This is a genomic window from Roseovarius dicentrarchi (genome assembly GCF_003316635.1).
GTDB lineage: Bacteria > Pseudomonadota > Alphaproteobacteria > Rhodobacterales > Rhodobacteraceae > Roseovarius > Roseovarius dicentrarchi.
In genome coordinates this window covers 1-21,604 of record NZ_QNQP01000025.1, presented here as the reverse complement: position 1 = coordinate 21,604, position 21,604 = coordinate 1, and the positions used below count along the sequence as shown (strand labels likewise).

Genomic DNA, 21,604 nt, shown 5'->3' with positions numbered 1-21,604 from the left:
CGGGCCATGCGCCCGGCATGGCAGGCATGCAAGACACCACGACACGGATCGACACACTGGTCGGCGATCACGCGCGGCTGCTCTCCGAGCGGCTGCAAGCGCACCGCGCGCAGCTGTTCCCGCCCGACGCGCGCCGCGCGCTGCGCAAGTTTACCTCGGGCGAGGTGGCGCAGCTGCTGGGCGTCAAGGACGGGTATCTGCGCAAGCTGAGCCTTGAGGGCAAAGGCCCCGCGCCCGAAACCCGCGCAGGCGGTCGCCGCTACTATTCGCCCGAGGATATTCAGGCCCTGCGCCGCACGTTAGAGACGGGCGCAAAGACGCCCGGCACCTACCTGCCGGGCCGCCGCGCGGGTGACAAGCTGCAAGTGATCACCGTCATCAACTTCAAGGGCGGCTCGGGCAAGACCACCACGGCGGCGCATCTGGCGCAGAAAATGGCGCTGGACGGCTACCGCGTGCTGGCGATCGATCTGGACCCGCAGGCGTCGCTGTCGGCGCTGCACGGGTTTCAGCCCGAATTTGATCTGCTGGACGGCGGCACGCTCTATGATGCGATCCGCTACGACGATCCGGTGCCGCTGCGCGAGGTGATCCAGCAGACCTATTTCACCAATCTCGACATTGTCCCCGGCAACCTCGACCTGATGGAGTTCGAACACGACACCCCCCGCGCCCTGTCTGGCGAGGGTGGCGCGCTGTTCTTCACCCGCGTTGACGCGGCGCTGGCCAGTGTGGAGGGCGATTATGACGTGGTGGTGATCGACTGCCCGCCGCAGCTGGGTTTTCTGACCATGTCGGCGCTGTCGGCGGCGACGGCCATTCTGGTGACGGTGCATCCCCAGATGCTGGACGTCATGTCAATGTGCCAGTTCCTGCTGATGACGTCGAACCTCTTGGGCGTTGTGGGGGATGCGGGCGGCGATATGTCCTATGACTGGCTGCGCTATGTCGTCACCCGGTACGAGCCGGGGGACGGGCCGCAAAACCAGATGGTCAGCTTCATGCGCTCGATGTTCGGGGAACACGTGCTGAACCATACGGTGCTGAAATCAACGGCAATCTCGGATGCAGGCATCACCAAACAGACCCTCTACGAGGTCGAGAAATCACAATTCACCCGCGCCACCTATGAGCGCGCGCTGGAATCGCTGAACGCGGTCAATGGCGAGATCACCGATCTGGTGCAACAGGCATGGGGGCGCTGACATGGCACGCAAGAACCTGATGGACGGGCTGATGAACGCACCCTTGGCGCAGGCCCCTGCCCCGACCGCCCGCGTTGACGTGGAAAAGCCGCGCTATACCGGCGGCGCGATTGGCGCGGTCAGCCAGTCGATTGCGGCCCTGAAAAGCCGATCAGTGTCTGATATTGACACAGGTCTGATCGACGCGGGCGGGCTGGCCGACCGGATCGACACCGACGATCCCGATCACGCGGCGCTGCTCGCGTCGATCCGCGATCACGGGCAGCAGGTGCCGATATTGGTGCGCCCGCATCCCGAGGCCGAGGGGCGGTTTCAGATCGTTTATGGCCGCCGCCGGGTGGCCGCGCTGCGCGCGCTGGGGCAGCCCGCCCGCGCGCTGGTGCGCGATCTGGATGACCGGCAGCTGGTGCTGGCGCAGGGGCAGGAAAACAGCGCGCGCAAGGATCTGACCTTTATTGAAAAGGTGAATTTTGCCGCCCAGATGCGTGATGCCGATTATGACCGCAAGGCGATCTGCGATGCGCTGAGCGTGGATAAAACGGTGATTTCTCGGATGCTTTCGGTCGCAGACCGCGTGCCGACCGAGATGATCGAGCTGATCGGCGCCGCCCCCGGCGTGGGGCGCGACCGCTGGGGCGATCTGGCCGCGCGAATCGAGGCGGGCAAGATCACCCTGCCCGCCGCCGCCGCGATGATCGCCGCCCTGCCCGCCGGCACCGATTCCGACGCGCGGTTCGAGGCGGTGCTGCGCGCGGACGCACCCAAACCGCGCGCGAAATCGCAGACCGATACGATTGCGGGCTATGAAGGCCAGCCCATCGCGCGGCTGACGCGCGGCACTGGCGGCGCGGCGCTGGCGCTGCCGCCGGGCGATGACGGGTTCAGCGAATGGCTGGCCGGGGAGTTGCCGGACCTGCATCGCAGATGGCGAAAATCGCGCCGTGATTGACAAAAAAGCCCCCCGGAGGTGATTTCCGGGGGGCTTTTTCATGTGCTGTTGACAGCTGTCAACTGCCCGCCTCGGCCTGCTCCAGCGCGCGTTCGTAGTCCTGACCGGGGATCGCATCCAGCAGCGATTGGGTATAGGCGGTATCGGGGCTGTGCAGCACCTTGCCCGCCGGCCCCTGTTCGACGATCTGGCCCTTTTGCATGACGATGATGCGGTCGCAGATCCGCGCGGCAACGCGCAGGTCGTGGGTGATGAACAGCATCGACAGGTCCAGCCGCGTTTTCAGATCGGCCAGAAGGTCCAGCACCTGCGCCTGAATCGACACGTCCAGCGCCGATACAGCCTCGTCCGCGATGATGATTTTCGGGTCCAGCGCCAGCGCGCGGGCGATGCCGATACGCTGGCGCTGGCCGCCGGAAAATTCGTGCGGAAAGCGCATCATGGCCGATGCGTCCAGCCCGACCAGTTCCAGCAGCTCGCGCGCGCGCGCCTGCGCGGTGCGGCGGTCGGTGCCGTAGGCGATCAGCCCCTCGGTCAGGATGCGGCTGACGCGGGCGCGGGGGTTGAGGGACGAATAGGGGTCCTGGAAGATCATCTGCAACTTGCGGCGTTTGTCGCGCAGATCAGACCCGGACATATGCGCCAGATCGCCGCCGTCCATCATGACGCGGCCCGCGTCGGGCGTCAGCAGGCGCACGATGCAGCGGCCCACGGTGGATTTGCCCGAGCCGGACTCGCCCACGATGCCGATTGTCTCGCCTGCATATAGCTGAAAGCTGACGTCCTGCACGGCCTTGACCACGCGGCGCTTGCCGAAAAAACTGCCCGAGCCGGTGGAGAAGGTTTTCGTCAGCCCCTCGACCGTCAGGATCGGCGCGCGGGTCTGCGCCTCGGCCTCGCGGCGCTGGGTCAGGCGGGGGATCGCGTCAATCAGCGCGCGGGTGTAGGGGTGCTGCGGCTTCAGCAGCACCTCGTCCGCGCTGCCGGTTTCGACAATCTCGCCGGTCTGCATGACGATGACGCGGTCGGCGATGTCTGCGACCACGCCGAAATCATGGGTGATGAAGATGACGGCCATGCCGCGTTTGCGGCGCAGATCCTCGATCAGTTTCAGGATCTGCGCCTGCGTGGTCACATCGAGCGCGGTGGTGGGTTCGTCCGCAATCAGGATGTCAGGCTCCAGCGCCAATGCCATGGCGATCATCACGCGTTGGCGCTGGCCGCCGGACAGCTGGAACGGGTAGGCGCGGATGGCCGCATCGGGGTCGGGGATGCCGACCTCGTGCAGCAGCTCCAGCGCGCGCTTGCTGCGTTCGGTGCTGTTCAGCGCGCCATGCGCCTCGAACACTTCGGCGATCTGGGCGCCGATGCGCATCAGGGGGTTCAGCGCGCTCAGCGGTTCCTGAAAGATCATCGAGATGCGGCTGCCGCGCAGTTTAAGCATCTCTTTTTCAGGCAGGCCAAGGATGGATTTGCCGTCAAAGGTGATGGTGCCCTTAACCGGTTTCACCCCCTGCGGCAGCAGGCCCATCACGGCGTTGGCGGACATGGATTTGCCCGAGCCGGATTCGCCGACGATGCACAGGATCTCGCCCTTATCGAGGTCGAAATTGATGTTTTGCGCCGCAAATTTACGGTCGGCACCCTCGGGCAGGGCGATGGCAAGGTCGCGGATTTGCAGCAGGCTCATTCGGATTTCCTGGTCAAACGGGGGTTGAGCGCGTCATTCAGGCCCTCGCCGATCAGGTTCAGCGCCAGCACGGTCAAGAGGATCGCCATGCCGGGCAGGAAGGACAGCCACCATGCGGTGCGGATCACGGTGCGCGCGGCGCCGATCATGTAGCCCCATGACATGATGTTCGGATCGCCAAGGCCAAGGAAGGACAGCGAGCTTTCCAGCAGGATCGCCTGCGCGATCATCAGGGACGCCAGCACGATGATCGGGGGCAGGGCGTTCGGCAGGATGTGGCGCAGGATGATCTGCGTATTGCCAAGGCCGGAGAGGGTCGCCGCCTCGACAAATTCGCGGGTGCGCAAGCTCAGCACTTCGCCGCGCACGAGGCGCGCGACGGGGGGCCATGATACGACCGCAATGGCGATGATGACAAAGGTCAGGCTGGGCTGGAAGATGGCCAGCAGCACGATGGCCAGCGCAAAGCTGGGGATGGTCTGGAAAAACTCGGTAAAGCGCATCAGCGCGTCATCAACGCGCCCGGCGAAATACCCCGCGCAGGCACCCACCGGCACGCCGATGGCCAGCGCGACGATGGTGGAGACAAGGCCGACCAGCAGGCTGACATAGGCCCCATGCGCCAGCCCCGACAGCACGTCGCGCCCCAGCGCATCGGTGCCAAGCGGCAGGCCGTCCTGCGTGAAGGGGGGCAGAAACGGGCGTTGCACCATTTTCCACGGGCTTTGCGGGAAGAGGACCGGCGCAAGAATGGCGGCCAGAATGACGATTGCCAGAATGACCAGACCGATGACAGCGCCGCGGTTATAACGGAAGCGTTTCCAGAAATCTCTCATGTTGTCAGCCTTATACGGGGGTCGACAATGACATAGACGACATCGGTGATCAGGTTGAACAGCAGCACCATCGCCGCTGAAATGTAGAAAACCCCAAGGATCACGTTGTAATCGCGCTGGTTGATCGCCTCGAACATCAGGCGGCCAATGCCGGGCCATGCGAACACGGTTTCCGTCAGGATCGCGCCGCCGAAGATTTGCCCCGCTTGCAGGCCCGCCAGCGTGATCACCGGCAGCAGCGCGTTGCGCAGGATGTGCCGGCGCTGGATCACGCCGCGGCGCAGCCCCTTGGCGCGGGCGGTTTTGACGAAATCAAGGCGCGACACTTCCAGCATCGAGGCGCGCGTCATGCGCATGTAAATCGCGGTGAAAAACAGGCCCAGCGTGGTGGCGGGCAGGATCAGATGCTTGGCCACGTCCAGCACATGCGCCAGCCCGGTATAGCCCGCGCCGATGGACGAATAGCCAAACCCCGGCAGCCAGCCCAGCCAGACGGAAAACACCAGCGACGCCATCAGCGCCACCCAGAAGAGGGGGGTCGCGTAGAACAGCAGCGCCAGCGTGGAAATCACCGTATCGCCCCAGCTGCCCTGCCGGGCAGAGGCGGCAACGCCCGCGATCACGCCCAGCACCAGCGACAGCACGAACGCCACGCCGGTCAGCAGCAGCGTGGCGGGCAGGCGGTCGGCAATCAGGTCAGCCACCGGCATCTGCTGGCGAAAGGAAAAGCCCAGATCCAGCTGCACCGCGCCCTTGATATAGATCCACAGCTGCACATAAAGCGGCTGATCAAGGCCAAAGCGCGTGCGCAGATCGGCCAGGAATTTCTCGTCCGCCGCGCCGGCCTCGCCGGCCATGACGGCGGCGGGGTCGCCGGGGGCGGCGTGGATCAGCAGGAAGTTGAAGACAAGGATAGCCAGCAGGATAAACACCGCCTTGACCAGTCTGCCCAGAATGAACCGTGTCAAGTTATCTGCCCCATATTCATGTTGCATTCCAAAATGGACCGGGGCGCCGTGGCGCCCCGGTGTGATCGTCGCAAGCGTTTAGTCCTGATCGATCCACACGAAGCGGAAGCCGTCATTGACGCCGAACGCGGTGTTCACCGGGTTCTTGATGTTGCAGCGGTAGATGGTGGGAAAGCCCAGCTCCAGCAGCCACAGGTTGGGCACGTCCGACACGATCTGATCCTGGATCGTCTTGTAGGCGACAGCGCGGGCCTCGGGGTCGGCCATCAGGGCGGCCTCGTCCCACAGCTTGTCCATCTCGGCGTTCTGGTAGTTGGCGACGTTGTTCCACGGGCTGCCCGGTTCGGCATTGTCGCCCATATAGGTCCGCGACACGCCCAGGGCCGGATCGCCGTACTGATAGATATAGGTGAACGCCAGATCGAAATCGCGATCCGCGATCTTCTGGTTCCAGCCGGCCACGTCCGACGGGATGGTTTCGACATTCATGCCGATTTCGATCAGGTTCTGTTTGACCGCCTCGGCCCAGCGGGTCCATGTCTCGCCGTAGGGCATGCCCAGCAGGCGGATCGTCTCGCCGTTATAGCTGGACTCGGCCAGCAGCGCCTTGGCCTTTTCCGGGTCATAGCCGATGTCGGGCGTGTCGGCGTCATAGAACTTGGTCGCCGAGGATACCGGGCCGGTCGCCACCTTGCCCAGACCGTTCCACAGCGCGTCGCGCGCAAAGTCGCGGTCCAGCGCGTGCATCATGGCGCGGCGCACCTTGACGTCGTCCAGCGGGGGGTTGTTCAGGTTGACCCACATCCACGAATGGGGCGCGAAATACTCGAAACCCTTTTCCGTCATGCAGGTGTTGTCCATGTCGCGGATGCGCGGCACGTCGAAATTCTCGACCGCGCCGCCGGGCAGCAGATCGACCTTGCCGGTCTCGTAGGCGACGGCGCGCGACGCGGCGTCGGGGATGATGTGGTAATACACCTCGTCGATATAGGGCAGGCCGTCCATGTAGTAATCTTCGTTCTTCACGAAGTGGATATAGCTGCCCTTGGACCATTCCTTGAACTTGAAAGGGCCGGTGCCGATGGGTTTGTTGTTCGCCGGATTGTTGGCGTGATCGTCCGTGTCATAGATGTGCTTGGGCAGCATCGGCGCGGTGCCGGCCTCGAAAATCCCCAGGAACGGGCCAAAGGGCTGCTTAAGGTTGAACACCAGCGTGTGGTCGTCGGGGGTTTCGATGCTTTCGACATGCTCCAGATAGGTGCGTGTGCGCGTGTTGTTCTCGCGCAGGAAAACATCCATCGACCATTTCGCATCCTCGGATGTGAACGGCTCGCCGTCATGGAACACCACGCCCTGGCGCAGCTTGAACGTGTAGGTCTTGCCGTCGTCGGAAATCTCCCAGGATTCGGCCAGCTGCGGCTCGGGCGAGAGGTCGAAATTGTAGCGCATCAGGCTTTCAAAGATGTCGCCCGACACCATCTGCGTCGGCGCGTTCTGGATCAGGCCCAGCATCAGTCCGGGCGGTTCGGGCTGCATCACCACGTTCAGCGTGCCGCCGGATTGCGGCTCGCCGTCCTGCGCGGTGGCGGCCCCGGCCAGCGCGCCGCTCAGCGCCAGCGCCATCATGGCCGCTGCGATATTTTTCGGTTTCAGCATCAGTCTCTCTCCCCCGATTTATGTTTTGGTCGGCTTTTCTGGCATGCCTGCGCACCGGCGTCAAACAGGGCGGACCCTGCGCGCGGCCGGGGCGCGCGGCGGGGGCAAAAGGCCGATATCTGCCCCGCCGGTCTTGAATCAGCATGCATCAATGTGATTGAACCGGCAATTATTAACTGCGATGCTCCGCGCCATCCACCACCACCAAGGGACCGGGAATGAAAGTCTTTTTCGACGAACGCCAGCTTGGCCATGCGCCCGACACCTATTTCCGCCGCGGCGCCGCGATGCCCCATCCCGAGCAGCCCCAGCGCGCCGAAATCCTGCGCGACATGCTGGCAGGCGAAGGGTTCGCGATTGCCGCGCCGCGCGATCACGGGCTGGACCCGATCAAGGCGGTGCATAACCCCGATTACGTTGACTTTCTGCCCCATGCCCACGCGCGGTTCGTCGCCAGCGCCGGGCCGGATGCGCTGGCCATTCCGACCATGCATCCCGGCCTGCGCCGCGGGAAAGAGCCGCGCGACATTCACGGGCAGATGGGCTGGTGGATGACCGACACGTCAACACCGCTGACCGAAAACACATGGGACGCTGCCTATTGGTCCGCCCAGACCGCGATCGAGACGGCCGAGGCGGTTCTGTCCGGCGCACGCGCCGCCTATGCGCTGTGCCGTCCGCCGGGGCATCACGCGATGCGCGACTGCGCCAACGGGTTCTGTTTTTTCAACAACGCCTGCATCGCGGCGCACCATCTGACGTCTAAATTCAAGCGCGTGGCGCTGATCGACGTGGATGTGCATACCGGCAACGGATCGCTGGATATCCTGTACGAGCGGGGCGATATCTTCTTTTGCTCGCTGCATCCCGACCCGGCGACCTACCCCACATTCTACCTCGGCCACGCCGATGAGACGGGGGAGGGCGCAGGGCTGGGTGCGTCTCTGAACGTGCTGTTAGAGCAGGGCGCGAGCCAGGATGACGTGCTGTCAGCCCTTGACACCGCCCTTGCCGCAATCGGCGAATTCGCCCCCGATGCGCTGGTCGTCTCCTTGGGCTTTGACATGGCCGCAGATGATCCGCTGGCGGCGGTTGCCGTCTATCCCGACGGGTTCGCCGAAATGGCCCGCCGCCTTGCGGCGCTGAACCTGCCGACCGCGCTGGTGCAGGAGGGCGGGTATCTGGGCCCGTCGCTGGCCGACAACGCGCGCGCTTTCTTAACCACTTTCCGCGAGGCCACGACATGAGCGACACACCCAAGGATATGAACGGCGCCGAAAGCGTTGTGCGCAGCCTGCACAAGGGCGGCGTTGATGTCTGTTTCGCCAATCCCGGCACGTCCGAGATGCAATTCGTCGATGCGCTGGACCGGACCAAGCTGATGCGCTGCGTTCTGGGCCTCTTTGAGGGGGTCGCAACCGGCGCTGCCGATGGATACGCGCGCATGGCGGGCAAACCGGCGGTGACGCTGCTGCATCTGGCCCCCGGCTTCGCCAACGCGGCGGCCAACCTGCACAACGCGCGCAAGGCCCGCGTGCCGATGGTCAACCTTGTCGGCGATCACGCGCTGCGCCATCAGCAATATGACGCGCCCCTGTCGGCGGACGTGGAAGGCGCCTGCGCGCCCTTCAGCGACTGGGTGAAATCAGGCACGGATGCGGGCAGTTTCGCCCGCGACGCCATGCAGGCGCTGGCCGTGGCCAAAGGCGCGCCGAACCGCATCGCCACCCTGATCGCGCCCGCAGATATCGGCTGGGACGAGGGCGGCATCATGGCCCCGGTGGTGGCGTCCGAAGGACCGGCAAAGCTGGACGAGGACGCGCTGACCGCCTCCGTCGCCGCGCTGGAATCGGGCGAACGGACCATCATCATTGCCGGAAATTCCGTGCTGGAGGACACAGCCGCGCTGGCCCTGCTGCAAGGCATCGCAGACAAGACCGGCGCCGATATCATCGCCCCCAACGCCAACCGCCGGCTGGAGCGCGGGCAGGGCAGGGCGCCGATCAACCGGCTGCCCTATCCGATCAACATGGCGCTGGAGGTGCTGGCCCCCTACACCCGCGCGATCCTGATCGAAACCGTCCCGCCCGTCGCGTTTTTCGCCTACCCGGACCGGCCCAGCCTGCTGCTGCCCGAGGGTTGCGATACCGTCTCGCTCTGCGGCCATGACGGCGACGGCCCCGCCGCCATCGCCGCGCTGGCCGGCCGCATCGGCGCGACCCCGGCCAAACCGCAGGACACCCCCGCGCCCGCCCGGCCCCAATCCGGCGCGATCACGCTGGACAATATCGCCGCCGCGCTGGCCAATGCGCTGCCCGAGGATGCCATCGTGATTGACGAGGCGATCTCCAGCGGCGGCTCCACCTTCCCTGCTGGCAGCATGGCGCGCCCCAATTCGTGGCTGGCGCTCACCGGCGGGTCCATCGGCATCGGCATCCCGCTGTCGGCGGGCGCCGCCATCGCCTGCCCGGATCGCCCGGTGATCACGCTGCAAGCCGACGGCTCGGCGATGTACACCATCCAAGGCCTCTGGACCCAGGCGCGCGAGGGGTCGAACGTGACCACGATCATCCTGGCCAACCGCGCCTATGAGATCCTCAAGGGCGAGCTGCACAATGTCGGCGCGCAGCCCGGCCCCGATGCGCTGTCGATGCTGAACCTCGACCGCCCGCACCTCGATTTTGTCGCCATGGCCCGCGGCATGGGCGTGCCGGGCCGCCGGGTGGAGGATGTGCGCGACCTGATGCAAGCGATTGAAGACGCGGCCCGCGAACCCGGCCCCTACCTGATCGAAGCGATGCTTTAACCATAAAGGACGACACCATGGCACTGGATGCAGACCTGCAAGCAAAGATCATTCAGGCGGTCGCCGATGGCTTTGACGACCAAATCGCGTTTACCCAGGGGCTGGTGCAAATGCCGTCGCTGCGCGGCCATGAACACGCCATTCAGGACCATCTGCACCGCACATTGCAATCGCGCGGCTATGCGATGGACCGCTTCCGGATGGACCACGCCGCCATCGCCGCCCATCCCGGCGGCTCGAAAATCACCGAAGGTCATTCAGACGCGCCCATCGTGGTCGGCATCCACCGGCCCCGTCAGGAAACGGGCCGCTCCCTGATCCTGCAATCGCACCTCGATGTGGTCCCCGAGGGGCTGCATGATATGTGGTCGGACCCGCCCTTTTCGGGGAAAGTCGAAGGAGACTGGATGTTTGGCCGCGGCGCGGGCGACATGAAGGCGGGCGCGGCGGCGAATATATTCGCGCTCGACGCGCTGCGCCGCATCGGGATGCAGCCCGCCGCGACCGTCTATGTCCAGTCGGTGGTGGAGGAGGAATCCACCGGCAACGGCGCCCTGCAAACCTACCTTCAGGGCTACACCGCCGACGCCGTGCTGATCCCCGAACCCGAGGATGAAAAGCTGGTCCGCGCCAATGTCGGCGTGATCTGGTTTCAGGTCCAGCTGCGCGGCGTGCCGAAACATGTGCGCGAAATGGGCGAGGGCGCCAACGCGATTGACGCCGCCACCCGCGTCACCGCCGCCCTGCGCGAGATCGAGGCAGAGTGGAACGCGGACAAGGCCAATCACCCGCATTTCGAGGATGAGGCCCACCCCATTAACCTTAACATCGGCAAGATCGAGGGCGGCGACTGGGCCTCCTCCGTGCCGTCATGGTGCAATATCGACTGCCGCGTATCGCTCTACCCCGGCGTCAGCGCCGATGATGCGGCCCGCCAGATCACGGACCGCATCGCCGCCTTTGCCGCCTCTGATGGGTTCCTGAAAAACAACCCGCCCAAGGTGGTGTTCAACGGTTTCTACGCCGAAGGCTACGTTCTGGAGGAAGGCACCGACGCCGAGGCGACATTGGCAAACGCGCACCTGTCCGCACTCGGCGCGCCGCTGGAATCGTTCATGACGCCCAGCTACTTGGACACGCGGGTTTACGCGCTCTATAACCAGATTCCGGCGCTGTGTTATGGCCCGATTTCGCGAAATATCCACGGCATCGACGAATGCGTCAGCTTGTCTTCGGTCCAGCGCATCACCGCCGCGATGGCCCTCTTCATCGCCGAATGGTGCGGGCTGGAGCCTGCCGCCTGATGTCCCGCGCGGGTCTGCCACCGGTGATCGACCGGGCGCCGCCGCGCGTTGAGCAGGCCGATCTGCTGGCCCATGACGCGCCGGCGATCACGCCCCAGCGGGCGGCCGAAATCGCGCGCGAGATTTATGGAATCAGCGGCACTATCCGGCCCCTTGGTGCCGAAAAGGACGCGAATTTCCACATCACGCTGGCGGGCGGCGCCGAGGCGCTGCTGAAAATCACCAACGCCGCCGAAGACCCCGCCGTGACCGACATGCAAAGCCGCGTGCTGATCCATCTGGCGGGCGCCGATCCGTCGCTGCCGGTGCCGCGCGTCCATGCCACGCGCGGCGGCGCGGCCAGCGCCACCGTGCAGCAGGGCGGGCACACCCATGTCGTGCGCCTGCTCAGCTACTTGCCCGGCACGGTTCTGGCCGGCGCCACCGCGCCGCCCGGACTGCACGGCGCGCTGGGGGCGCTTCTGGCGCGGCTGACGGTGGCGATGCGCGGGTTTTTCCACCCCGCCGCCGGGCATGTCCTGCAATGGGATATCAAGCAGGCGCACCGCCTGCGCCCGATGCTGGAGGCGATCACAGATTCCGCCCTGCGCGCCCGCCTGACTGCCCTGCTGGACCGGTTCGACGCCGATATCGCCCCCCGCCTGCCGCATCTGCGCGCGCAGGTGGTGCATAATGATTTCAACCCGCACAACATCCTGGTAAACGGCGCGCAACCCGTTGGTATCATTGACTTTGGCGACATGGTACACACCCCCATCGTCTGCGATCTGGCGGTTGCCTGCTCCTACCAGATCGCCGCCGGGCCGGACCCGCTGGCACATATCGCGCGGCTGCTGGCGGGCTACGCCAGCATCCTGCCGCCGGAGCCGGAGGAAATCGCGCTGCTGCCCGATCTGATCCGCCTGCGCCATGCCACCACGCTGACGCTGGGCGCATGGCGCGCGCGCCGCTGGCCCGACAATGCGGCCTATATCCTGCGCAACGCCGCCGCATCGCGCAAGGGGCTGGAGGCGCTGGACGCCATGCCGCCGGGCGCCCCTGCGCGCGCCTTGCGCGCCAGTGTGAAGGAGACCGCACGATGACCATGGTTAACGCCTATGACGGCAACAAAATCAGTCTCGAACCCGCCGATCAGGCTCTGATCGCGCGGCGGCAAAAGGTGCTGGGACCGGCCTACCGATTGTTCTATGACACGCCGCTGCACCCCGTAAAGGGGCAGGGCGTGTGGCTGTGGGACAGCGCCGGAAACCGTTACCTGGATGCCTATAATAACGTGGTGTCGGTCGGCCATTGCCACCCGGCGGTCACGCAGGCGATTGCCGCGCAGGCCGGCACGCTGAACACGCACACCCGCTACCTGCACGACGGCCCGGTAGACTATGCCGAGCGCCTGCTCGCCACCATGCCGGGCGCGCTGGGGCATGTGATGTTCACCTGCACCGGGTCGGAGGCGAACGATCTGGCGCTGCGCATCGCGCGCGCCCACACGGGGCGGCAAGGCGTGATCGTCACCCGCCTCGCCTATCACGGCGTGACCGAGGCGGTGGCCGAACTGTCGCCGTCGCTGGGCGCGGGCGTGCCGCGCGGCGCGCGCGTGCGGCTGATGGATGCGCCCGATGGCGGCCCCGATCAGGGCGCGCGCATGGCCGCCAATCTGGCCGCCGCGATTGCCGAGATGCGCAAGGACGGCATCGAACCGGCGGCCTTCATCTGCGATACGGTGTTCTCCAGCGACGGGCTGTTCCCGGATCCGGCGGGGTTTCTCGGGCCCGCCGTTAACCTTATCCGCGCCGAGGGCGGCATTTTCATCGCCGACGAGGTGCAGCCGGGTTTCGCCCGCACCGGCGATGCGTTCTGGGGCTTCCAGCGTCACGGCGTGGTGCCCGACATGGTGACGATGGGCAAGCCGATGGGCAACGGCTTTCCCGTCTCGGGCGTGGCGATGCGGCCCGAGCTGGTGGCGGAATTCGGCTCGAACGCGCGGTATTTCAACACGTTCGGCGGCAATCCGGTGGCCTGCGCCGCCGGAATGGCGGTGCTGGACGTGATCGAAAACGAGGGCTTGCAGGAAAATTCGCGCCGCGTCGGCGCCTGGCTGAAGGCGGGCCTGCAAGAGCTGAATATCGGCCCGGTGCGCGGCGCGGGGCTGTTCGTGGCGGTGGATTGCCTGACAAACGGCGCCCCCGATGCGGCTCTGGCGCGGCATATCGTTAACCATATGCGCAACAATGGCGTGCTGATCAGCGCAACGGGGCCGGGCGCGAATGTGCTGAAGATCCGCCCGCCGCTGGTGATGCAAGAGGCCGAGGCGCAGATATTGATCGACGCGGTCGCCGCGGCGCGGCGCGCCGCATGATCGCCGCCCGCGCCACCGCCGCGCTGATCGCCGGATTTGCCCGCGCCATCACGGCGGTGCGCGGCATCTGGCAGGGCGTGGCGCCGGTGCCGGACCAGCGCATTTACTACGCCAACCACGCCAGCCACGGCGATTTCGTGCTGGTCTGGACGGTGCTGCCCCGCGCCCTGCGCCGCCGCACGCGCCCGGTCGCGGGGGCCGATTACTGGCAGGCGTCCCGGCTGCGGCGCTTCATCGGGCGCGACGTCTTTAACGCCGTGCTGATCGACCGCGACCCGGCCAGCCGCCGCGCCGATCCCGTGGCGCAGATGGGCAACGCGCTGGCCAGCGGGGGCAGCCTGATCCTGTTCCCCGAGGGGACGCGCAACACCGGCAGTCAGCGGCTGCTGCCGTTCAAATCCGGGCTGTTTCATCTGGCCGCGCAGAACCCCGGAATTGATCTGGTCCCGGTCTGGATCGAGAACCTGAACCGCGTCATGCCCAAGGGCGCGCATGTGCCTGTGCCGCTGATCTGCACCGTTACATTCGGCGCGCCCCTGCGGCTGGACGGCGAGGACAAGACCACCTTCCTCAGCCGCGCCGAAGCCGCGCTGATCGCGCTCGCACCCCCTGAAAGGCCCTGATATGGACACGCATTTCGTCATCCTGCTCGCCTGTGTTCTGGCCGTCCTGCTGATCGCCACGATCGCCGCGCAGATCTTGAGGCGCCGCGCGCCGCCGGGCGATCTGACGATCCAGAACCTGACCGCGCGCATCAATGCGTGGTGGGTCATGGTCGGCGTCATCGCGCTGGCCTTTGCGTTCGGCACCGCCGGCGTGGTGATCCTGTTTGCGCTTTGCTCCTTCGCCGCGCTGCGCGAATTTCTGACGCTGACGAATACGCGCGCCGCCGATCACTGGGCGCTGGTGGCGGCGGTGTTCATCGTGCTGCCGCTGCAATATGTGCTGGTCGGAATCGGCTGGTATGGGCTCTATTCCATCCTGATCCCGGTCTATGCGTTCCTGTTCATGCCGATCCTGTCAGCGCTGCGCGGGCAGACGGAAAACTTCCTGATCGCGGTGTCCGAGGCGCAATGGGCGCTGATGATCGCTGTGTTCTGCGTCAGCCATGTGCCCGCGCTGCTGAGCCTTGAAATACCGGGCTACGAGGGGCAGAACCTGCTGCTGATCTTTTTTCTGATCGTCGTCGTGCAATCCTCGGACGTGCTGCAATATGTCTGGGGCAAGGCGATCGGCCGGCGCAAGATTGCGCCAACGCTCTCGCCGTCGAAAACGCTGGAGGGGCTAGTGGGCGGCGTCCTTAGCGCCAGTGTGCTGGGCGCGGCGCTGTTCTGGATCACGCCGTTTACCATAATTCAGGCGTTCGGGCTGTCGCTGGTCATCACGTTGATGGGGTTCTTCGGCGGGCTGGTGATGTCGGCGATCAAACGCGACCGGGGGGTCAAGGACTGGGGCCACCTGATTGCCGGGCATGGCGGGTTCATTGACCGGCTGGATTCGGTGATCTTCTCGGCGCCGATCTTCTTTCACATCGTGCGGTTTTACTGGAGCGTCACCTGATGGCGGATTTGCAGAACCGCCGCCCCCTGAGCAGCCGGGACACCAAATGGGCCGCGCGCATCGCCGCATGGCTGGCGGGGCGCGGCGTGACGCCGAACGCCATTTCGCAGGCCAGCATGGTGGCCGCGTTGGGGGCGGGGTTGGCCTTTGCCGCCAGCGCACAGGCAGGCGGCATCGCGGCGGGCGCGCTGCTGATCCTGGGCGCGCTGGCGTGCCAGATCCGGCTCTTGTGCAACCTGTTTGATGGCATGGTCGCGGTTGAGGGCGGGCGCAGCGCGCCGGATGGGCCGCTGTGGAACGAATTTCCCGACCGGGTGTCGGACCTGCTGATTCTGGCCGGGGCAGGGGTGGGCGCAGGATACCCCGCGCTGGGGCTGGCGGCGGGGGCGCTGGCGGTGCTGACCGCCTACACCCGCGAGCTGGGCGCGAATACCGGGCTGGCGCCCGATTTCAGCGGCCCGATGGCAAAACCGCAGCGGATGGCGGTGATCATCATTGCGGCTCTGATCGCGGTGTTAGAGCCGCTTTTTGCCGCGCAAGGCACCGTTTTGGCCGCAGCGCTGTGGATCATTGCCATCGGCGCGGCGATCACCAGTATCAGGCGCGCCGCGCGGATCCGCGCGGCGCTGCTGGCAAGGTAAGCTGCCCGGTCAGCGGGTCAGCGCCTCGACGATCTGTTCGGCCGCTTCTTCGGCGGTGAGATCGACGGTATTCACGGTCAGTTCCGCCGTTTCCGGTTCCTCATAGGGGCTGTCGATGCCGGTGAAGTTCTTCAGATCGCCCGCCCGCGCCTTTTTATAAAGGCCCTTGACGTCGCGCGCCTCGGCCACTTCCAGCGGGGTGTTTACGAACACCTCGATAAACTCGCCCTCTTCCATCATGTCGCGCACCATCCGCCGCTCGGACCGGAAGGGGGAAATGAAGGCTGTCAAAACGATCAGCCCCGCATCGGTCATCAGGCGCGCCACCTCGCCGACGCGGCGGATGTTTTCCACCCGGTCGGCATCGGTAAAGCCCAGATCGCGGTTCAGCCCGTGGCGCACGTTGTCGCCGTCCAGAAGGAACGTATGCTTGCCCATCGCGTGCAGTTTCTTCTCCACGATGTTCGCAATCGTGGATTTGCCCGAACCCGAGAGGCCGGTGAACCACACCACCTTGGCCGTCTGGTTTTTGGCGCTGGCATGGGCGCTGCGGTCCACGTCCAGCGCCTGCCAATGGATGTTCTGGCTGCGGCGCAGGGCGAAATGCACCATGCCGGCGGCGACGGTCGCGTTGCTGATCCGGTCGATCAGGATGAACCCGCCCAGATCGGGGTTGTCCTCATATGCCTCGAACGGTATGGCGCGGTCGGTCGAGATATTGACCACGCCGATCGCGTTCAGGCTGAGCGTGCTGGAGGCCAGATGTTCCAGCGTGTTGACGTTCACCTCGTATTTCGGCTCGGTCACTGTTGCCGTCATCGTCTGGGTGCCGATTTTCAGCAGGTAGGGGCGGCCCGGCAGCATTTCCGCCTCGCCCATCCAGACCAATGTCGCCTCGAACTGGTCGGCCACCTCGCAAGGGGCATCGGCCTGCACGATCACGTCGCCGCGCGAGCAGTCAATCTCATCGGTGAAGGTGAGCGTCACCGATTGCCCGGCAACCGCGCGATCCAGCTCGCCATCATAGGTGACGATGGATTTCACGCGGCTGGTCTTGCCCGAGGGCAGCACGCGGATGCCATCGCCGGGGCGCACGGTGCCAGAGCCGATCTGCCCCGAAAACCCGCGAAAATCGAGGTTCGGCCGGTTGACCCATTGCACCGCCATGCGCAGCGGGCGGTCCTGCATCTGCGCCACGTTCAGCGGCGCCTCCTCCAGATGGGTCAACAGGGGCGGGCCCTGATACCACGGCATATTTTCGGACTGGGTGACGATATTATCGCCCGCCAGCCCTGAAATCGGGATCGGCAGAAACGTGGTCAGGCCGATCTGTTCGGCGAAATGGGAGTATTCCTTGACGATCTCGTAAAACCGTTCCTGGCTGTAATCGACAAGATCCATCTTGTTGACCGCCAGCACGACGTTCTTGATGCCCAGCAGATTAACCAGATAGGAATGCCGACGCGTCTGGGTCAGCACGCCCTGCCGCGCGTCGATCAGAATCACGGCCAGATCGGCGGTGGAGGCGCCGGTGACCATGTTGCGGGTGTATTGCTCATGCCCCGGCGTGTCGGCGACGATGAATTTGCGCTTGTCGGTCGAGAAGAAGCGGTAGGCGACGTCAATCGTGATGCCCTGCTCACGCTCCGCCGCCAGCCCATCCACCAGCAGGGCAAAGTCGATGTTCTGCCCCTGCGTGCCGCTGATTTTGCTGTCATTTTCCAGCGAGGCAAGCTGATCCTCGAAAATCATCTTGCTGTCGTATAGCAGCCGGCCGATCAGCGTGGATTTACCATCATCCACCGATCCGCAGGTGATGAAGCGCAGCATCGTCTTGTGCTGGTGTTTGTCCAGATAGGCGTCGATATCCGACGCAATCAGATCCTCGGTGACGTAGACGGCATCCTTGGCGGCGGTCATCAGAAATACCCCTCTTGCTTTTTCTTCTCCATCGACGCGGCCTGATCGTGGTCAATGGCGCGGCCCTGCCGTTCGGATGTGGTGGTCAGCAGCATTTCCTGAATGATCTCGGGCAGGGTGGCTGCCGTGCTTTCGACCGCGCCGGTCAGGGGGTAGCAGCCCAGCGTGCGGAAGCGGATGGAGCGCGTCACAGGCGCCTCCCCGTTCAGCGGAAAGCGGTCATCGTCCACCATCAGCAGCATCCCGTCGCGGATCACCGTCGGGCGCGGGGCGGAATAGTAAAGCGGCACGATCTCGATCTGCTCAAGGTGGATATATTGCCAGATGTCCAGCTCCGTCCAGTTGGACAGGGGGAAGACGCGGATGCTCTCGCCCTTGGATTTTCGGGCGTTATAGAGTTTCCACAGCTCGGGCCGCTGGTTTTTCGGATCCCAGCGGTGATTGGCGGTGCGGAAGGAAAACACCCGCTCCTTGGCGCGGGATTTCTCCTCGTCCCGGCGGGCGCCGCCGAAGGCGACATCGAAATTATATTTGGTCAGCGCCTGTTTCAGCCCTTCGGTTTTCCACATGTCGGTGTGCAGCCCGCCATGATCGAATGGGTTGATGCCCTTCGCCACCGCCTCGGGGTTTTGGTACACCAGCAGGTCCATCCCCGCATCGCGCGCGGCACGTTCGCGCAGCGCGTACATGTCGCGGAATTTCCACGTCGTATCCACATGCAGCAAAGGAAAGGGCGGAGGCGAGGGATAGAACGCCTTTTTCGCCAGATGCAGCATGCAGGCGGAATCCTTGCCCACGGAATACAGCATGACGGGATTGTCGGCGTTTGCCATCACCTCGCGCATGATGTGAATGCTCTCGGCCTCAAGCCGCTGCAAATGGGTCAGCGTCGTTTCGGGCAAGGTCGATTCCTGCACTGTCATTTTTCAGCCTCGTGAATGCGTTTGCATGGTATTTGCCAAATTTCCCTGTCCCAAGGAAGAGGCGCGGACCAAATCGGCCAAACTATCCCCTTTTGCGCAAATCACGTGGCTTTCGTGCCGCCCGGACGCGGCAGCGCGCAACACTGTTCCGGAACGCATCAGTTGACGCGAATGGGGCAGGGCGTTTAAACGCGGGGGAAGTTAGCCGCGCGCGGCGCAATCCCAAAAGGGGCACACATATGTTGCGACTGGCCGCCGGGCTGTCTGCTGTCATCTGCTGGATCAACCGGATCGTCGGGATGGTGTTCTCGTGGCTGGCGCTGGGGGTGGTGCTGGTCTGTTTCACCGTGGTCGTGCAGCGCTATATCTTTGGCGTCAGCTATCTGTGGATGCAGGATTTATACATCTGGCTGAGCGGCGCGATGTTCACCGCCGTGGCCGGGTTCGCGTTTCTGCGCGACGATCATGTGCGCGTCGATATCTTCTATCGCCCTGCCCGTGTGCGCACCCGCGCGATCGTCGATCTGTTCGGTACGCTGTTTTTCCTGTTGCCCTTCACCTGGGTTGTCGCGGCTTATTCCATCCCGTTCGTGCGCCGCTCGTGGTCCTATGCCGAAGGGTCGGCCAATGTGGGCGGCATGCCGGGACTGTTCATTCTGAAAACATTCATTCTGGCCTTTGCCGGGCTACTGGCGCTGCAAGGCGTCGCCACCATCTGCCGGTCCGTTCTGGTGCTGGCCGGGCGGCGTGATCTGGTGCCGCCCATGATGCGCTACCCCGAAACAGGCCCCGATGCCGAAGCTGCCGCCGTGGAAGGAAAATACTGATGGACCCGGTTTTGATCGGCGAGATCCTCGCCGGGCTGATGTTTTTCGGCATCATCGGTTTTCTTCTGCTGGGCTTCCCGGTGGCGTTCACGCTGGCGGGCGTGTCGCTGATGTTCGGCGGCGTCGGCATGTGGCTGGGCGTGTTCGACCCCAGCAATTTCGGCGCGCTGCCGAACCGCTATATCGGCTTCATGACCAACGAGGTGTTGGTGGCCGTGCCGCTCTTTATCTTCATGGGCGTGATGCTGGAACGCTCGCGCATTGCCGAGCAGCTGCTTCTGACGATGGGCAAGCTGTTTGGCAATCTGCGCGGCGGGCTGGGGATTTCGGTGATCCTCGTCGGTGCGATGCTGGCCGCCTCAACCGGAGTTGTCGGCGCGACGGTGGTCACGATGGGCCTGATCTCGCTGCCCGCCATGCTGCGGGCGGGGTATGATCCGAAGCTGTCGACCGGCGTGATCTGCGCGTCTGGCACCTTGGGGCAGATCGTGCCGCCCTCGACCGTGCTGATTTTCATGGGTGACATGCTGTCGGGCATCAACAGCCAGGTACAGATGGAAAAGGGCAATTTTGCCCCCGTGCCGGTCTCGGTCGGTGATCTCTTTGCCGGGGCGCTGCTGCCGGGGTTCATGCTGGTCGGGCTGTATCTGGCCTATACCGTTTTCAAGGCTGTGACCGACCCGGCATCCTGCCCCGCCACGCCGGTCCCCGAGGCTGAAAAGGGCGATCTGCTGCGCGAGGTCTTCTCGGCGCTGATCCCGCCCATGCTGCTGATTCTGGCCGTGTTAGGGTCGATCCTTGGCGGTATCGCCACCCCGACCGAGGCGGCATCGGTCGGCGCCGTCGGCGCCATGGTGCTGGCCGCCCTGCGCTGGCGCCTGTCCTTCACCATCCTGCGCGAGACGGTGATCGCCACCGCGACGATCACCTCGATGGTGTTCATCGTGCTGCTGGGCGCGTCGGTGTTTTCGGTGGTGTTCCGCCTGATGGGCGGCGACAATCTGGTGCATGAATTCCTGGGCAACCTGCCGGGCGGCACGCTGACCGCGGTGGCGATGGTGATGGCGATCATGTTCCTGCTGGGCTTCATCCTCGACACGTTCGAGATCATCTTTATCGTCATCCCGATCACCGCGCCGGTGCTGCTGATGATGGATGTCGATCCGATCTGGCTGGGGGTTTTGGTGGGGGTGAACCTGCAAACCTCCTTCCTGACCCCGCCCTTCGGCTTTGCCCTGTTCTACCTGCGCGGCGTGGCGCCGCCCGACCTGCCGACATGGGCCATCTACCGCGGCATCATCCCTTTCGTCGGCCTGCAAGTGCTGGCGATCGCGCTGCTGTTTATGTTCCCCGGCATCGTCACATGGCTGCCCCGGCTGATTGCGGGGTAGGGGGCGTGGGTTTTCAAAAACCTCTCGGGTTTTGAACGGGGTTTGTGGTGGCGGAAAATAGGACCTTTTTTGAGCGTTCCAGAAAGGAGCTTTTTTGGAAGGGGCGGCGGCTACAGGAGCTGAAGTCAACTTTCGCAGCATTATCGGAAATGATAGTAGTTGGGTCTATTCTGTCCGATCTAAGCAAGGTGTAATATGCGATTTTTCCTACTTTTTCTGTTTTCCGTGTCGTTCGCGACCAGTGGGTTTGCTGCGTGCAACATTGTCAACGGAGTGGCCTACGGAGATTGCGCTGGTGTATCGGTGAACACGGGGCGCACGTCATTTCAAGTGATCGATACTTACCGCACTTTGTCGGGTATTTCGGAAGGCGCACAAGTACTCTCCGGTGGATCGCTCGTGGTGTCCGGAACGGTCCAACGGGTGATTGTAGAGCAAGGCGGTATGAACCGCCCCTTGTTTGCCGGAGACCCAGAAGTAAGGATGCTGGGTTATGGAAAAGAACAAATGTGGAAACAGATATTCACCGGAGGTGCGCGAGCGTGCCGTGCGGATGGTGTTCGAACATCAGG

Annotated in this window: 19 protein-coding genes; 13 read left to right on the top strand and 6 right to left on the bottom strand. The window is 64.5% G+C overall.

What is annotated here, in order from left to right:
• Window positions 1-17: 17 nt before the first annotated feature.
• Both repA and repB read left to right on the top strand, forming a co-directional pair.
• Complete coding sequence (gene repA / locus DQ230_RS14575; protein WP_420820892.1) at window positions 18-1,205, top strand: plasmid partitioning protein RepA; 1,188 nt, start codon at window positions 18-20, stop codon at window positions 1,203-1,205.
• Between the two features lies 1 nt (window position 1,206).
• Window positions 1,207-2,154: a plasmid partitioning protein RepB gene (gene repB / locus DQ230_RS14570; RefSeq protein ID WP_113913337.1), complete on the top strand. Its 948-nt coding sequence runs from the start codon at window positions 1,207-1,209 to the stop codon at window positions 2,152-2,154.
• A 58-nt stretch (window positions 2,155-2,212) separates the two neighbouring features.
• Here repB and DQ230_RS14565 read toward each other — a convergent pair whose 3' ends face one another.
• From DQ230_RS14565 to DQ230_RS14550, 4 genes are read right to left on the bottom strand one after another with little or no spacing between them, the layout of a single operon-like run.
• The gene (locus tag DQ230_RS14565; protein ID WP_113913336.1) at window positions 2,213-3,844 is read right to left on the bottom strand and encodes an ABC transporter ATP-binding protein; all 1,632 of its coding nucleotides are present in this window, start codon (window positions 3,842-3,844) and stop codon (window positions 2,213-2,215) included.
• Window positions 3,841-4,680 carry an ABC transporter permease gene (locus tag DQ230_RS14560; protein ID WP_113913335.1) on the bottom strand — a complete coding sequence of 280 codons (840 nt, stop codon included), beginning with the start codon at window positions 4,678-4,680 and terminating at the stop codon, window positions 3,841-3,843. Before DQ230_RS14560 ends, DQ230_RS14565 begins: the two co-directional genes overlap by 4 nt.
• The gene (locus tag DQ230_RS14555; protein ID WP_203228083.1) at window positions 4,677-5,675 is read right to left on the bottom strand and encodes an ABC transporter permease; all 999 of its coding nucleotides are present in this window, start codon (window positions 5,673-5,675) and stop codon (window positions 4,677-4,679) included. Before DQ230_RS14555 ends, DQ230_RS14560 begins: the two co-directional genes overlap by 4 nt.
• Before the next feature lie 51 nt (window positions 5,676-5,726).
• Window positions 5,727-7,304: an ABC transporter substrate-binding protein gene (locus DQ230_RS14550; protein ID WP_113913334.1), complete on the bottom strand. Its 1,578-nt coding sequence runs from the start codon at window positions 7,302-7,304 to the stop codon at window positions 5,727-5,729.
• A 218-nt stretch (window positions 7,305-7,522) separates the two neighbouring features.
• Between DQ230_RS14550 and DQ230_RS14545 the strand changes: the two genes are divergently transcribed.
• Genes DQ230_RS14545 through DQ230_RS14510 form a run of 8 tightly spaced genes read left to right on the top strand, consistent with a single transcriptional unit; the run spans window position 7,523 to window position 15,971 of the window.
• On the top strand, window positions 7,523-8,551 hold the full coding sequence (locus DQ230_RS14545; RefSeq protein WP_113913333.1) for a histone deacetylase family protein: 1,029 nt from the start codon (window positions 7,523-7,525) through the stop codon (window positions 8,549-8,551).
• Entirely contained in the window at window positions 8,548-10,110 is a 1,563-nt protein-coding gene (locus DQ230_RS14540) for an acetolactate synthase large subunit (RefSeq protein WP_113913332.1), read from the top strand. Before DQ230_RS14545 ends, DQ230_RS14540 begins: the two co-directional genes overlap by 4 nt.
• 17 nt (window positions 10,111-10,127) lie before the next feature.
• Window positions 10,128-11,414: an ArgE/DapE family deacylase gene (locus DQ230_RS14535; protein ID WP_113913331.1), complete on the top strand. Its 1,287-nt coding sequence runs from the start codon at window positions 10,128-10,130 to the stop codon at window positions 11,412-11,414.
• Window positions 11,414-12,496, top strand: a complete 1,083-nt coding sequence (locus DQ230_RS14530) for a phosphotransferase (protein ID WP_238987549.1) — start codon at window positions 11,414-11,416, stop codon at window positions 12,494-12,496. Before DQ230_RS14535 ends, DQ230_RS14530 begins: the two co-directional genes overlap by 1 nt.
• Window positions 12,493-13,770: an aspartate aminotransferase family protein gene (locus DQ230_RS14525; RefSeq protein ID WP_113913329.1), complete on the top strand. Its 1,278-nt coding sequence runs from the start codon at window positions 12,493-12,495 to the stop codon at window positions 13,768-13,770. The genes DQ230_RS14530 and DQ230_RS14525 overlap by 4 nt, the downstream gene beginning before the upstream one ends.
• A complete protein-coding gene (locus DQ230_RS14520; protein WP_113913328.1) occupies window positions 13,767-14,393 on the top strand; it encodes a lysophospholipid acyltransferase family protein in 627 nt (208 codons plus the stop codon). Before DQ230_RS14525 ends, DQ230_RS14520 begins: the two co-directional genes overlap by 4 nt.
• A 1-nt stretch (window position 14,394) precedes the next feature.
• The gene (locus DQ230_RS14515) at window positions 14,395-15,330 is read left to right on the top strand and encodes a phosphatidate cytidylyltransferase (RefSeq protein WP_113913327.1); all 936 of its coding nucleotides are present in this window, start codon (window positions 14,395-14,397) and stop codon (window positions 15,328-15,330) included.
• Window positions 15,330-15,971: a CDP-alcohol phosphatidyltransferase family protein gene (locus DQ230_RS14510; RefSeq protein ID WP_113913326.1), complete on the top strand. Its 642-nt coding sequence runs from the start codon at window positions 15,330-15,332 to the stop codon at window positions 15,969-15,971. Before DQ230_RS14515 ends, DQ230_RS14510 begins: the two co-directional genes overlap by 1 nt.
• A gap of 9 nt (window positions 15,972-15,980) precedes the next feature.
• On the opposite strand, the gene cysN is transcribed toward DQ230_RS14510, so the two are convergent.
• Window positions 15,981-17,891, bottom strand: coding sequence for a sulfate adenylyltransferase subunit CysN (gene cysN, locus DQ230_RS14505; protein WP_113913325.1), 1,911 nt, complete (start codon window positions 17,889-17,891; stop codon window positions 15,981-15,983).
• On the bottom strand, window positions 17,891-18,814 hold the full coding sequence (gene cysD / locus DQ230_RS14500; protein ID WP_113913324.1) for a sulfate adenylyltransferase subunit CysD: 924 nt from the start codon (window positions 18,812-18,814) through the stop codon (window positions 17,891-17,893). The genes cysN and cysD overlap by 1 nt, the downstream gene beginning before the upstream one ends.
• A 242-nt stretch (window positions 18,815-19,056) precedes the next feature.
• Between cysD and DQ230_RS14495 the strand changes: the two genes are divergently transcribed.
• The 3 genes from DQ230_RS14495 to DQ230_RS17270 all read left to right on the top strand — a co-directional run.
• Entirely contained in the window at window positions 19,057-19,641 is a 585-nt protein-coding gene (locus tag DQ230_RS14495) for a TRAP transporter small permease subunit (protein WP_420820893.1), read from the top strand.
• Entirely contained in the window at window positions 19,641-21,032 is a 1,392-nt protein-coding gene (locus DQ230_RS14490) for a TRAP transporter large permease (RefSeq protein WP_113913322.1), read from the top strand. Before DQ230_RS14495 ends, DQ230_RS14490 begins: the two co-directional genes overlap by 1 nt.
• A 195-nt stretch (window positions 21,033-21,227) precedes the next feature.
• Window positions 21,228-21,604, top strand: a 377-nt coding sequence (locus DQ230_RS17270; protein WP_203228082.1) for a hypothetical protein, incomplete at its 3' end; no start/stop codon positions are given.

Coding starts and splice junctions, on each gene's coding strand:
- repA (WP_420820892.1), top strand. CDS start 18: ATGGCAGGCATGCAAGACACCACGACACGGATCGACACACTGGTCGGC.
- repB (WP_113913337.1), top strand. CDS start 1,207: ATGGCACGCAAGAACCTGATGGACGGGCTGATGAACGCACCCTTGGCG.
- DQ230_RS14565 (WP_113913336.1), bottom strand. CDS start 3,844: ATGAGCCTGCTGCAAATCCGCGACCTTGCCATCGCCCTGCCCGAGGGT.
- DQ230_RS14560 (WP_113913335.1), bottom strand. CDS start 4,680: ATGAGAGATTTCTGGAAACGCTTCCGTTATAACCGCGGCGCTGTCATC.
- DQ230_RS14555 (WP_203228083.1), bottom strand. CDS start 5,675: ATGCAACATGAATATGGGGCAGATAACTTGACACGGTTCATTCTGGGC.
- DQ230_RS14550 (WP_113913334.1), bottom strand. CDS start 7,304: ATGCTGAAACCGAAAAATATCGCAGCGGCCATGATGGCGCTGGCGCTG.
- DQ230_RS14545 (WP_113913333.1), top strand. CDS start 7,523: ATGAAAGTCTTTTTCGACGAACGCCAGCTTGGCCATGCGCCCGACACC.
- DQ230_RS14540 (WP_113913332.1), top strand. CDS start 8,548: ATGAGCGACACACCCAAGGATATGAACGGCGCCGAAAGCGTTGTGCGC.
- DQ230_RS14535 (WP_113913331.1), top strand. CDS start 10,128: ATGGCACTGGATGCAGACCTGCAAGCAAAGATCATTCAGGCGGTCGCC.
- DQ230_RS14530 (WP_238987549.1), top strand. CDS start 11,414: ATGTCCCGCGCGGGTCTGCCACCGGTGATCGACCGGGCGCCGCCGCGC.
- DQ230_RS14525 (WP_113913329.1), top strand. CDS start 12,493: ATGACCATGGTTAACGCCTATGACGGCAACAAAATCAGTCTCGAACCC.
- DQ230_RS14520 (WP_113913328.1), top strand. CDS start 13,767: ATGATCGCCGCCCGCGCCACCGCCGCGCTGATCGCCGGATTTGCCCGC.
- DQ230_RS14515 (WP_113913327.1), top strand. CDS start 14,395: ATGGACACGCATTTCGTCATCCTGCTCGCCTGTGTTCTGGCCGTCCTG.
- DQ230_RS14510 (WP_113913326.1), top strand. CDS start 15,330: ATGGCGGATTTGCAGAACCGCCGCCCCCTGAGCAGCCGGGACACCAAA.
- cysN (WP_113913325.1), bottom strand. CDS start 17,891: ATGACCGCCGCCAAGGATGCCGTCTACGTCACCGAGGATCTGATTGCG.
- cysD (WP_113913324.1), bottom strand. CDS start 18,814: ATGACAGTGCAGGAATCGACCTTGCCCGAAACGACGCTGACCCATTTG.
- DQ230_RS14490 (WP_113913322.1), top strand. CDS start 19,641: ATGGACCCGGTTTTGATCGGCGAGATCCTCGCCGGGCTGATGTTTTTC.